Raw genomic sequence first — 12,649 nt, forward strand, 5'->3', positions numbered from 1 at the left:
TTCTCTTCGCGCGATTGACCGCCGCTGAGGGTCGATCATCGCCGGCGTCCATCCTACCCAACCCCGAGGCAACCGCCTAATGAGAGATTCGTCACATCATCGCATCGCGGTGGCGGCGGAGGCCACCCCGCGGCAGCACAGCGCCCCGCTGACGGCGGCCCACAGCACGCCCGCCGCCGCGGCGACGACGGTGACGTGCGTCAGGCCCGTCATCGCCCACAGCGCGACCGCATGGCCGACCGCCTCGACGCCGAGCGCGACGCACAGCCATCCCGCCGTCGCCGCGGCACGCCTTATCCCGGCGCCGTCGCGGACCCCGGCCGCCAGCCGGCGCACCAGCGTGATCGCGGCCTCCGCAATGGACAGCATCAGGCATCCCGTCATCACGACGAACGACGTCGCCAGCGGCTTCGTGTACAGCAGCTCCGGCCAGTTCGCGTACAGCGTGCCCGCCATCCGTGCCGCGGCAAACGTGCCAAGCCCCATGACCGCGCCCACGGCGACTTGCAGCGACCGAGCGGCCCACGTCGATGTGTTCATATCCCCATTGTGCGTCCGAATCCGCCGCGGCGACCATCCCCCCGATCCCGTGCCAAATGCGCACAACCGCCCGCCTCCGCTCCCCCGCCGCCGCTATACTGGTGGCGGCATCGACGGACGGCGCCGACCGGGATGGACCCGCGGCGACCGTAAAGCGCATCGGAGGTTTCATGGCGCACATTCTTCTGGGGGTCACCGGCAGCATCGCCGCGTTCAAGGCCTGTCATCTGGCTTCCGACTGGACCAAGGCCGGCCACGAGGTGCGCGTGGTCATGACGGCCGCCGGCGCGCAGTTCGTCACCCCGCTCACGTTCAACGCCCTCACCCACCACCCGGTGCGCACGGCCATGTTCGGCCACGGCCCGGCGGCGGGTTCGGACGCGGCGGGCACGTCCGGCATCAGCCACATCGAGGACGCCAAGTGGGCGGACGTGCTGGTCGTCGCCCCGGCGAGCGCGGACGTGATCGCGCGGATCGCGAACGGCATCGCGGACGACGAGCTCACCTCCACCGTGCTGGCCTACGAGGGCCCGAAGATGCTGTGCCCTGCCATGAACACGCACATGTATGCGAACCCGGCCACGCAGCGCAACCTCGCGATCTGCAAGTCGGACGGCTGGACGGTCGTGGAGCCGGAGTCCGGCGTGCTCGCCTGCGAGGACGTGGGCAAGGGGCGCATGGAGGAGCCGGCCGTGATCGAGCGGGCCGTGGCCGCCCTGCTGCGCGCGCACGCCGACCCGTCCACCCTGCCCCTGAGGGGCCTCAACGTGCTGGTGACCGCCGGCCCCACGCAGGAATCGCTCGATCCGGTGCGCTACCTCACCAACCATTCGACCGGCAAGATGGGCTACGCGATCGCCGAGGCCGCGCGGGACATGGGCGCCGACGTGACGCTCGTCTCCGGCCCGGTCGCGCTCGACGCCCCCGACGGCGTGGACACCGTGCGCGTGACCAGCGCGAAGGACATGTTCGACGCGGTCTCCAAGCGATTCGGGGACGCGGACATCACCGTCATGGCCGCCGCCGTGGGCGACTTCCGCGCCGAGAACGTGCACCCGCAGAAGATCAAGAAGCACGGGCGGGACACGCTCGAGCTCAAGCTCGTCTCCAACCCGGACATCCTCGCGTGGGCCGGCGCGCACAAGCGCGAGGGCGTGCGGCTGGGCGACGGCACCGAGGAGCCGCGCCCGCAGGTGCTGTGCGGCTTCGCCATGGAGACCGAGCATCTGGTGGAGCGCGCCTCCGAGAAGCTCAACGAGAAGCGCTGCGACATGCTCGTGGCCAACAACCTCAACGACCGCGGCGCCGGATTCGCCACGGACACCAACGTGGTCACGGTGCTCACCCCCGGGGCCGCGCCCGAGCCGCTGTCGATCATGGGCAAGGGGGACCTCGCCGGGCTGATCCTGAAGCGCCTCGCGGTGATCCACGCGAACAAGCTCGCCGAGCAGCCCATGTTCGACGTCGACTTCGTGCGGGAGGCCTGAGGCATGCTCCTCGCGGTGGACATCGGCAACACCAACATCTCCGTGGGCTTCCTCGACGGCGGCACGGTGGTCGGCACGTACCGCATCACCACGAAGAACCACCACACGTCGGACGAGTACGCGCTCATGCTCAAGCGGTTCATGGCCATGTCCGGCGTGCGGCCGCGCGAGTTCGACGGCGTGGTCATCTCCTCCGTGGTGCCGAAGGTCATGCACGCGTTCCGCAATTCGATCGTGAAGTTCCTGGGGCTCGAGCCGGTCGTGCTCGGCCCGGGCGTGCCCACCGGGCTCGACGTGCGCATGGACAACCCCAAGGCCGTGGGCGCCGACCGCATCGCCGACTCGGTGGGCGCGTACGCGCTGTACGGCGGGCCCGTGCTGGTGATCGACTTCGGCACCGCCACCACCTACGACTACGTGGACGCGCACGGCTCGTTTTGCGCAGGGGCGATCGGCATCGGCATGCAGACCGCGGCGAACGCGCTGTGGGGCCAGACCGCGCAGCTGCCCGAGGTGGAGCTCGGCGACCCGGGCACGGTCATGGGCACCAACACCACGGCGGCCATGCGCGCCGGTCTGTTCTACGGGTTTCTGGGCGGCGTGGAGTGCACGATCCGCCAGTTCCGCAGGGAGACGGGCGCGGACTTCACGGTCGTCGCCACCGGCGGTCTCGGCGGGATCCTCACGCACGCCACGGCGGCGATCGACGTGTACGACCGGGACCTCATCTTCAAGGGCCTCGCGATCATTTACGCACGGCAGCGCCACAAGTCCTGACCGGAACGCCCGCCACCGCCGCAAACCAGCCGCCACGAACCAAGAGAAGGGACGCAGAACGCATGCTCGTCGCAGTCGACATCGGCAACACCAACATCAAGCTCGGATTCCTCGAGGGGGGCCGGATCGCGGGCACGTACCGCATCACCACGAAGGCCAACCACACGTCGGACGAGTACGGCCTGCTGCTCACCGAATTCCTCGACATGTCCGGGTTCTCGCCGGACGACGTGGACGACGTGATCGTCGCCTCGGTGGTGCCGAAGGTGATGCACTCGTTCCGCGCCTCGATCGTGAAGTTCCTGCGCATCGAGCCCATGGTGGTGGGACCGGGCGTGAAGACCGGCATCAACATCCGCATGGACGACCCGAAGTCCATGGGCGCCGACTGCCTCGCCGACTGCGCGGGCGCCTACCACGTGTACGGCGGCCCGGCGCTCGTGGCGGACTTCGGCACGGCCACCACGTTCAACTACGTGGACGGGCGCGGCACCATCACCGCCGGGCTCATCACCACGGGCATCCGCACGGCCGCGGCGGCCCTGTGGGGCGGCACCGCGCAGCTGCCCGAGGTGGAGATCACCCGTCCGAAGACCATCCTCGCCAAGGGCACGAGGACGGCCATGCAGGCGGGCCTGTACTACAACTTCCTCGGCGGCATCGAGCGCACGATCCGCCAGTTCCGCGACGAGATCGACGAGGACTTCCAGGTGGTGGCCACCGGAGGGCTCGGCCGCGTGTTCGCCGACGACACGGACCTGATCGACGTGTACGACCCGGACCTCATCTTCAAGGGCATGGCGATCATCCACCAGCGCACCCGCGCCGCGCGGTAGGCCGCACGCGGGCAATCCGTAAAACGGCGGTGGGGGCCGCTCCGCATTGCGCGGAAGCGAGCCCCCACCGTCTTTACGGCCCTACGCCGCCTACAGCTTCACGACGAGCACGCCGTTCGGCTTGATGACGGCGGAGTGCTCGCTCATGGTGAGGTGGACCAGCGAGCTCACGACCGGCTCGCCCTCCACGTCCACCACGGCGTCCGCGTGCGTGCGGTTGAACAGGAACACGAAGTGGTTCTCGTCCGACTCGTCCGCGCGCTCCACGCGCAGCACGTCGGCGCAATCCGTCTCCATCGGGGTGTCGACGCCCAGCTCGTCGAGCAGCTGCGGCAAGCTCAGCGCCAGCCCCTCTCGCCCGAGCAGACCGGCCACGTACGCGGCCTTGCCGTCGCCGTACTCGTTGACGGTGATGGCCGGACGTCCGTCCATGCCGGTCCACGGGTCGTCCCTGAACGTGGCGAGCACCTTGGCGGTGTCGGCCACGGAGGTGATCACGTCGGCGAGGTCGTGCGCCACGGCCCCGTTGCTCAGATCCAGGTGGTCGGGCGTGCCGTCGCCCTCGGCGAGCGGCGCGAACTCCTCGATGCGCACGCCCACCACGTCGCGGATGGCGCCCGGGTAGCCGCCGAGCCACACGTGGTCCCTCTCGTCGGAGATGCCGGTGTAGGAGCTCACGAGCAACTTGCCGCCGTCGGCCACATACTCGCGCACGCGGCGGGCGGTCGCCTCGTCGATGAGGTACAGGCTGGGCAGCACCACGGCCTCGTACTCGTCCCAGGCACCGCCCACGGGCACCACGTCGGCGGTCACGCCCTGGTCGGCGAGCGCGCGGAACCACGCGAGCGGCTCGGTCCAGTGACGCACATGCTGCGTGGGCGTGGCGGTGTGCTCGGTGGCCCACTGCGACTGGTAGTCGAACACCACGGCCACCTTGGACTTGACGAGCTTCGTGCCGAGCAGGCCCTCGTCGGCGAGCTTGTTCAGATCCGCGCCCAGCTCGCACACGTCGCGGTAGACCTGGCTGTCCTCGCCCGCGTGCGGGACCATGGCGGAGTGGAACTTCTCGGCGCCGGCCTTGGACTGCCGCCACTGGAAGAAGCAGATCGCGTTCGCGCCCATGGCAAGGTGCGTCAGGGCGTCGCGCACGAGCTGTCCGGGCTCCTTGCGGAAGTTGACCTCGCGCCAGTTCACGGCGGACGTGGAGTTCTCCATGAGGAACCACGGGTCCTTGCGCGCCACGCCGTCGGTGAAGGACGCGGCGTACGCGAGCTCGTCGAGGTGCGCCTCGCCGGGCGTGAAGTAGTGGTCGTTGGAGACGAAGTCCACCTCGTCGGCCCAGTCGGCGTAGTCGAGGCAGGTGCCGCCGGCGGAGATCATGAAGTTGGTGGTCAGCGGCAGACCGGGCGTGATCTCGGCGAGCGCGTCGCGTTCGGCCTCGTAGAACGCCTTGAGGGCGTCGGAGCTGAAGCGCTTGAAGTCGAGCAGCTTGCCGGGGTTCATGAAGTTGCCGTCGCCGATGAAGCGCGGCGGGACGATCTCGCTGAAGTCGTTCATGCGCTGCGACCAGAAGGCGGTGCCCCACGCGTCGTTCACGGCGTCGATGGTCCCGTAGCGGGCCCTGCACCAATCCTGGAACGCGCGCATGGCGTCGTCGGAGTAGTCGAAGCGGTTGTGGCAGCCGTACTCGTTGCCCACGTGCCAGGCGACCACGTACGGGTTGTCCTTGTAGTGCTCGGCCATCGCGCGGCACAACTTGAGGGCGTACTCGCGGAACACGGGGCTGGTGGGGCGCCAGTGCTGGCGGGCCCCGGGGTTGCACACGTCGCCGCGGTAGTCCTTCCACAGCACCTCGGGGTGGGCCTGGGTGAGCCACATCGGCGGCGAGGCGGTGGCGGACGCGAGGTCCACGGCGATGCCGGCCTTGCCGAGCTTGTCGATGATGCGGTCGAGCCAGTCGAAGTCGAACACGCCCTCCGACGTCTCGATCCTCGCCCAGCTGAAGATGCCCACGGAAACGAGGTTGACGCCGGCCTTCTTCATCAGGCGCACGTCATCGTCCCACACGTCCTCCGGCCACTGGTCAGGGTTGTAGTCGCCGCCGTACCAGATGCGGGCCTGCTGCCCGGCGAGCGGCTGCGGCCATCGGTGTTCCCTGCGTGCCATCTGACCTCCTTGTCGTTACGATTGTCCTTGTGGCCCGGAAGTCCCGGACCGCAGGAATGTTTGCGTTATCATCATAGCAGGGGCAACGACTTCGCGCCTTCGCGAACACGCCCGGCCGATGGCGTGACCGACGCACAGCAGACGCACGGCAGACGCACAACAGACGCACGAAAGGCGGCGGCATGACCAATTCCCGGCGACACGGCTCGGTTTCCCTGCGCGAGGTGGCGCAATACGCCGGCGTGTCATCCCAAACCGTCTCGCGCGTCGCCAACGGCAGCGACCTCGTGCGCCCCGAGACCGCCGAGCGCGTGCGCCGGGCCATGCGCGAACTCGGGTACCGACCCAACTACGCGGCCCGCGCGCTCAAGCACGGCCGGTTCAACAACATCGGCGTCATCCTGTTCAACACCACGCAGACCGGCAACATGCGCATCCTGTCCGGCATCAGCGCCACCGCCGCGCGCCACGGCTACGCCGTCACGCTGCTCACGCTGGACGGGGGAAACGACGGGGACGACGGCCATGGCTCCGCCAACCTCGCCCCCACCGCCGGTGAGCCCGCCTTCACGCCCGCGCGGGCCCTCGCGCGCATGCGCACGCTGCCCATCGACGGCGTGATCATCGCGCTGGAACGCCGGCCCGCGGACCTCACGCCGTTCCTGCCGACCGAAAGGCTGCCCATCGTGCTCATCACCGAGGGGCCGCTGCCCGGCTGCATCACCGTGGACGCCGACCAGCTCGACTGCTCCGAGCAGGCGGTGGGGCTGCTGCTAGACGAAGGGCACCGCACGGTGTACCACATCGCCGGACCGGAATCCTCATGCTCCTCGCAGGAGCGCGAGCAGGCGTGGCGGGCGGCGCTGGAGCGCCGCGGCGCCGCCGCTCCCCCGGTGCTGCGCGGCGATTGGAGCGCCGACTCCGGCTACGACGCGGGTCTGGAACTCGCCCGCGATCCGAACTGCACGGCGGTGTACGCCTCCAACGACCAGATGGCGTACGGCTGCATGCTCGCCATGCGCGCCAGCGGCCGCCGCGTGCCCGAGGACGTGAGCGTGATCGGCGTGGACGACTCCCTGACCGCCGTCGTGCCGCGGCTCGACCTCGACACTATGCGCCTGCCGTTCGACGCGATCGGCGAGCGCGCGTTCACCATGGTGATGCGCGCATGCGAGGGCGAGGAACCACCCACCGGCGTGCGCAACGTGCTGCCCGTGGAGCTGGTGAAGCGCGGCTCGGTCGCCGCGGGGCCTAGCGGCCGGGCATAGCCGCCGAAGGGGTTCCGCATGCACCCGTCCGGTGACCGGCATAAGCCACCGCACGGGTGCATGCGGAACCCCAAATGCCCGCAGACGGCGCCCTCTGCACGGTCCGCCCCACCCATGCACCCGCATCCGGCGCCGCCAAACCACCGTATGAGCCGCTACTCAGCCTTCCGAGGGCAGATTTCGGAAGATGCGGACATCTACTCGCTCTTCCGAGGGCGCCTCAATGCGGGAGCGACGGCGTGGCTTCACCGTATCGTCGCCATTTTCAGCGGTTTTCGCCTCGATTACCGTCAGACGAGTGCCCTAGGAAGGCCAAGTAGATGTTCGCACGGCGGAAAATCCGCCCTTGGAAAGCCGAATAGCGCGAGAATCGGTCGCGGAAGTCACTCGCGGCCGTCTGGATCGACGCGATGCATTGGTCAACGCTCCGCCAAAACGCGTCCCGCAAAACCGTCTCCGCTCACCGGCCGCCCAGCGGCACGCGCGAGACGAACCGCCGCGGCTCCCCGGTCACCGGGTCGGTGAATTCGAGCGTGCGCGCCACCAGCTCCAGCGGTTCGGAGAAGTCGTCGTAGGGGCGCGGCTCGCGCAGCACCGGATAGAAGTCGTCGCCCACGATGGGCAGTCCCAGCGAGGCCATGTGCACGCGCAACTGGTGGGTCTTGCCGGTGCGCGGGCGCAGCGTGTACGCGCGCACGCCGGGACCGCGGCCGCCGGAGCGCACGCCGCCGCATCCGGAACGTTCGTCGCGCCCGGCACCGCGCCCGTCCGCGCAGCCGCCGCGCCCGCCGTCGAAACTCCCGATCCCGTTCGCCCCAACGGCCCCCAGCTCGATGACGCTTTCCGCGTTCACCTCGCCCGGCTCCTCGTACGCCTGCAGAATCCCCCGCCGCTTCACGATGCGCGACCGCCGCAGCAGCGGGAACACGCGCGGCGGCTCCAGACGCTCCACGGTGCCGAACCGGGGCCGCGCCGCCGGAGCGCACGGCGCCAGGCATTCGTAGGTCTTCACGGCCACATGATTCTGGAACAGCATCTGGTAGGCGCCGCGGAACTCCGGCCTGCGCACGAACACCACCACGCCCGCGGTGAGCCGGTCGAGCCGGTGCGCTGGCGTGATGTCCGGTTCCCCGTACCGTTCCCGCAGCCGGATGAGCGCGGTTTCGCGGTACCACATGCCACGCGGCGTGGTGGCGAGGAAGTGCGGCTTGTCCACGACCACGATCCGCTCGTCCTCGTACAGCACCTCGAAGTCGAACGGGATCCGCGGTTCCTCCACCACCCACCGGTGTGGTCTCTCAGCTCTCTCCGTCACGCATCCTCCTCGCCCACCCGATCAACCGCAGACCAACTCCCATTTGGCGCTTCAACGACCAGTCGGCCCCGCGCAATACGCGTATTCCAACCCGTGAAGCCATTACCGGAATACGCAAAGACGCCGGAGAAGCCGCATGGGCATGGCACGCGCGACCGTAGGCCAGCGAGCGCAACGAGCGATGGCAGGGCGGCCTCGAGCGCGTCGCGCATGCCATGCGGCTTCCGACGCCGGAGTAAATGAGGCTCACTACTCCACGGTCACGGACTTCGCCAGATTGCGCGGCTTGTCGACGTCGTACCCCTTGAGGTTGGCCATGTCCATGGCGAACAGCTGCAGCGGCACCACGTCCACGAGCGGGCTCATGAGCGTGGGGCACTTGGGACGCCAGAACACCACGTCCGCGTAGCGCTCCACGTCCGGGTCGCCCTCCTCCGCCACGGCGATCACGAACGCGCCGCGGGCCCGAACCTCCTCGATGCCGGAGATGACCTTGGCGTGCAGCACATTGCGCCCGCGCTCGGGCGGCACGATGAACACCACGGGCTCGCCCTCGTCCACGAGTGCGATGGGCCCGTGCTTGAGCTCGCCGGCCGCGAAGCCCTCGGTGAACGTGTAGGCGATCTCCTTGAGCTTCAGCGCGCCCTCGAGCGCCACCGGGTAGCCCACGTGGCGGCCGAGGAACAGGAAGGACTTCGCGTCGACCATGCGCTTGGCCGCGGCCTGGATGGCGGACGACTGCGTGTCGATGACCCACTGGATCTTGGCGGGCATGTGCTTGAGGGAGTCGAGCACCTGATGGATTTCGTCGCGGAACATGGCGCCCTTGACCTGCGCGAGGTACAGGCCGAGCAGGTAGGCGGCGGTGATCTGCGCCACGAACGCCTTGGTGGACGCGACGGCCACCTCCGGGCCGGCGTGCGTGTAGAGCACGGCGTCGGACTCGCGCGGGATGGACGCGCCCTGCGTGTTGCAGATGGCGAGCACCTTGGAGCCCTGCTCGCGCGCGTGGCGCAGGGCCATGAGCGTGTCCATGGTCTCGCCGGACTGCGAGATGGCCACCACCAGCGTGCGCGGCGTGAGGATCGGGTCGCGGTAGCGGAACTCGTGCGCGAGCTCCACCTCCACGGGGATGCGCACCCAGTGCTCGATCGCGTACTTGGCGACCATGCCCGCGTAGGAGGCGGTGCCGCACGCGATCACGATGATCTTGTCCACGGCCTTGAAGTCGTGCTCGTCGATGTGCACCTCGTCGAGGTTGAGGTCGCCGGCCTTGTTGAGGCGCCCGAGCAGGGTGCGCTGTACGGCGGCGGGGTCCTCGTGGATCTCCTTGTCCATGAACGAGTCCCAGCCGCCCTTCTCCGCGGCGGAGGCGTCCCAGTCCACGGTGTAGGTCTTGGGGTTCTCCACCACGTTACCGTCGAAGTCGGTGACGACGACCTTGTCCGCGGACACGCACACGGCCTGGTCCTGGTCGATCTCCATGGCGTTCTTGGTGTAGGCGACGAACGCGGCCACGTCGGAGCCGAGGAAGTTCTCGCCGTCGCCGAGACCCACCACGAGCGGCGAGTCGTGGCGCGCACCGACGACGATGTCCGGCTGGCGGCAGTCGGTGGCGAGGATGGTGAACGCGCCCTCGAGCATGCGCGCGAGGCGGCGGACCGCCTTGAACAGGTCCGGCCTGCCCTCCTCGGCGATGATGGTGCCGACGATCTTGCCGAGCAGCTTGGCGGCCACCTCGGTGTCGGTGCTGGACGAGAACCGGTAGCCCTCGGCCTGCAGGTCGAGCCTCAGCTGCGAGGCGTTTTCGATGATGCCGTTGTGGATGATCGCCACCTTGCCGTCGCGGCTGGTGTGCGGGTGGGCGTTCACGTCGCTCGGCACGCCGTTGGTGGCCCAGCGGGTGTGGCCGATGCCCACGGTGGCGGCCGGCATGGGGTTGCGCTCGATGTCCGCCACAAGGTTGTCGAGACGGCCGGCCTTCTTGCGCACGGCCACCTGGTCCATGCCGGGGGCGCTCAGCGCCACGCCGGCCGAGTCGTAGCCGCGGTACTCGAGACGCCGCAGTCCCTGAAGGCAAACCTCAAGGGGCTTGCCGCACGCCGTTTTGACTGATCCTGCATATCCAACGATTCCACACATGGCTCAACAGCCTAGCGGATGGATGTTGCACCCCGAAACCGCAACCCGCCGTCTCACGCTATCCGCACAATTCCCCTGCGCCCACCTTGCGCTTCAGGCGGCCTCCCCGAGCCGTTGCGCCGATAACGCTCCGGAACCGGACACGCACCATGCGGCGCTCAACAAGCCACTGTGCAGAGCCGCGGATAAGGACGCACCCCTCGCGATCGTCATCAGCGCGGCCGTAAGGCCGTGCGAGGCCGAACGGCCCCGAGTGCATCGCGAGGGGTGCGTCCTTATCCGCGGCGGAGTGCAACGAACAGGAACTCACAGCACATGCTGCAAAAAGTCCTTGAACCTCGGCTCGGTCGGGTTCGCGATGATCTCGGGGCCGCCCTTCTCCACCACGACGCCCCCGTCCATGAACACCACCTGGTCGGCCACCTCGCGCGCGAAGCCGATCTCGTGGGTCACGCACACCATGGTCATGCCCTCCTTGGCGAGCGAGCGCATCACGTTAAGCACCTCGCCCACGAGCTCGGGGTCGAGCGCGGAGGTCGGCTCGTCGAACAGCATGATCTCGGGCTTCATGGCGAGGGCGCGCGCGATGGCCACGCGCTGCTGCTGGCCGCCGGACAGCTGTGCCGGGTAGTAGTCGAGCCGCTCGCCGAGCCCCACGCGGTTGAGCTCCATGGCAGCCAGTTCGCGCGCCTCGTGCTTGTTCATGTGCTTGACGTGCACCGGCGCCTCCATGACGTTTTCGAGGGCCGTCATGTGCGGGAAGAGGTTGAAGCGCTGGAACACCATGCCGAGCTTGGCGCGCTGCGCGGCCACCTCCTTGTCGTTGAGCGTCTGGAGCACCTGTTTGCCGCGGCGTTCGACGGTCTTGTAGCCGATCATCTCGCCGTTGACGTCGATCTCGCCGCCGGTCAGCGTTTCGAGCTGGTTGATGAGGCGCAGGAACGTGGACTTGCCCGAGCCGGACGGCCCGAGGATCACGGTCACGGTGCCGGGCATGACGGTGAGGTCCACGCCCTTGAGCACGTGCAGGGAGCCGAAGGCCTTGTGCACGCCGATGGCCCTGATGGCCGGAGTGGTCGTATCTGCCATGATTGCCTCCCTACGCGTTGAGTCCGGTGAAGGTCGCCTGGTTGAGCTTGGCGACGTCGTCGCGCTGCTCGCCGTCGGACCGGCCCGGGTAGGGCGGGTCGTACGGCGGCTGCTTGCCCTTGGTGCCGACCGGCCGGGCGTCGAAGCCCTTGCCGAAGTGCTTTTCGAGCCGCGCCTGCAGGACCATCATCACGGAGGTGATGAACAGGTACCAGATGCACGCCACGAGCAGCAGCGGGATCGGCTTGTACAGGCGGTTGGCGATGGCGTTGGTGGCGAACTGGAGTTCGTACGTGAACGGCACGGCGAGCACGAGGGACGTGCTCTTGAGCATGCCGATGGTCTCGTTGCCGGTGGGCGGGATGATGATGCGCATGGCCTGCGGCAGGATGATGCGGCGCATGATCAGCGTGCGTCCCATGCCGAGCGCCTCGGCGGCCTCGGTCTGTCCGCTGTCCACGGCCTCGAGGCCGGCGCGCACGATCTCGGACAGGTACGCGGCCTCGTTGAGGGCCAGACCGATCCACGCGGCGTTGAACGCGGTGACGACCACGGACGAGTCGATGCTCCAGAACGAGACGTCAGTGAACGGGATGCCGAGCGAGAGCTTGGGCACGAGCACGGAGAACAGGCCCCAGAACACGAGCTGCGTGTAGACCGGGGTGCCGCGGAAGAACCAGATGAAGAACCAGCTCACGCCCCTGAGCACCGGGTTGATGGACTTGCGCATGACGGCGAGGATCACCGACAGGATAATGGCCACCACCATGGAGATGACGGTGAGCTCGAGCGTGTAGCGCACGCCGTTGAGCACGTTCTCGTTGAACAGGTACTTCCACACGGTCGGCCAGTCGAGGCGCTCGTTGGTGACGAGCCCCTGGATGAGCATGGCCGCGAACAGCGCCACGATCACCGCGGCGACGATCGGACCCGTGCGCCTGACGGGCAGCGCCTTGATGCGGTTGGGGATGTCCAGCCCCTCGCCGTCGATTTCCTTCTTCGCCATGTCGGCCCCCTTTGTCGTCTTGC

General features: G+C 68.5%; 10 protein-coding genes. 4 read left to right on the forward strand and 6 right to left on the reverse strand.

The features are described from left to right. Window positions 1–96 precede the first annotated feature (96 nt). Window positions 97–540: a hypothetical protein gene (locus DSM100685_RS07110; RefSeq protein WP_152350664.1), complete on the reverse strand. Its 444-nt coding sequence runs from the start codon at window positions 538–540 to the stop codon at window positions 97–99. Window positions 541–710: 170 nt separating this feature from the next. On the opposite strand from DSM100685_RS07110, the gene coaBC reads away from it, so the two are divergent. The 3 genes from coaBC to DSM100685_RS07125 all read left to right on the forward strand — a co-directional run bounded on the left by coaBC (window position 711) and on the right by DSM100685_RS07125 (window position 3,640). Continuing rightward, a complete protein-coding gene (gene coaBC, locus DSM100685_RS07115) occupies window positions 711–2,027 on the forward strand; it encodes a bifunctional phosphopantothenoylcysteine decarboxylase/phosphopantothenate--cysteine ligase CoaBC (protein WP_152350665.1) in 1,317 nt (438 codons plus the stop codon). 3 nt (window positions 2,028–2,030) lie between these two features. Next, window positions 2,031–2,804, forward strand: coding sequence for a type III pantothenate kinase (locus DSM100685_RS07120; protein WP_152350666.1), 774 nt, complete (start codon window positions 2,031–2,033; stop codon window positions 2,802–2,804). 62 nt (window positions 2,805–2,866) lie between these two features. Continuing rightward, a complete protein-coding gene (locus DSM100685_RS07125; protein ID WP_152350667.1) occupies window positions 2,867–3,640 on the forward strand; it encodes a type III pantothenate kinase in 774 nt (257 codons plus the stop codon). A 90-nt stretch (window positions 3,641–3,730) separates the two neighbouring features. Here the strand turns inward: DSM100685_RS07125 and DSM100685_RS07130 are convergent, their stop codons facing one another. Next, the gene (locus tag DSM100685_RS07130; RefSeq protein ID WP_152350668.1) at window positions 3,731–5,806 is read right to left on the reverse strand and encodes a beta-galactosidase; all 2,076 of its coding nucleotides are present in this window, start codon (window positions 5,804–5,806) and stop codon (window positions 3,731–3,733) included. Between the two features lie 182 nt (window positions 5,807–5,988). Between DSM100685_RS07130 and DSM100685_RS07135 the strand changes: the two genes are divergently transcribed. Beyond that, a complete protein-coding gene (locus DSM100685_RS07135; RefSeq protein WP_152350669.1) occupies window positions 5,989–7,074 on the forward strand; it encodes a LacI family DNA-binding transcriptional regulator in 1,086 nt (361 codons plus the stop codon). 460 nt (window positions 7,075–7,534) lie between these two features. Here the strand turns inward: DSM100685_RS07135 and DSM100685_RS07140 are convergent, their stop codons facing one another. From DSM100685_RS07140 to DSM100685_RS07155, 4 genes are all read right to left on the reverse strand, one after another. Beyond that, the gene (locus tag DSM100685_RS07140) at window positions 7,535–8,356 is read right to left on the reverse strand and encodes a pseudouridine synthase (RefSeq protein ID WP_152350707.1); all 822 of its coding nucleotides are present in this window, start codon (window positions 8,354–8,356) and stop codon (window positions 7,535–7,537) included. Between the two features lie 282 nt (window positions 8,357–8,638). Next, the gene (gene glmS / locus DSM100685_RS07145; RefSeq protein ID WP_152350670.1) at window positions 8,639–10,531 is read right to left on the reverse strand and encodes a glutamine--fructose-6-phosphate transaminase (isomerizing); all 1,893 of its coding nucleotides are present in this window, start codon (window positions 10,529–10,531) and stop codon (window positions 8,639–8,641) included. A gap of 306 nt (window positions 10,532–10,837) precedes the next feature. Beyond that, window positions 10,838–11,620 carry an amino acid ABC transporter ATP-binding protein gene (locus tag DSM100685_RS07150; protein WP_152350671.1) on the reverse strand — a complete coding sequence of 261 codons (783 nt, stop codon included), beginning with the start codon at window positions 11,618–11,620 and terminating at the stop codon, window positions 10,838–10,840. Between the two features lie 10 nt (window positions 11,621–11,630). Beyond that, window positions 11,631–12,626 carry an amino acid ABC transporter permease gene (locus DSM100685_RS07155; protein WP_152350672.1) on the reverse strand — a complete coding sequence of 332 codons (996 nt, stop codon included), beginning with the start codon at window positions 12,624–12,626 and terminating at the stop codon, window positions 11,631–11,633. Between the last annotated feature and the right edge of the window lie 23 nt (window positions 12,627–12,649).

This window comes from Bifidobacterium avesanii (assembly GCF_009299475.1).
GTDB classification, from domain to species: Bacteria; Actinomycetota; Actinomycetes; order Actinomycetales; family Bifidobacteriaceae; genus Bifidobacterium; species Bifidobacterium avesanii.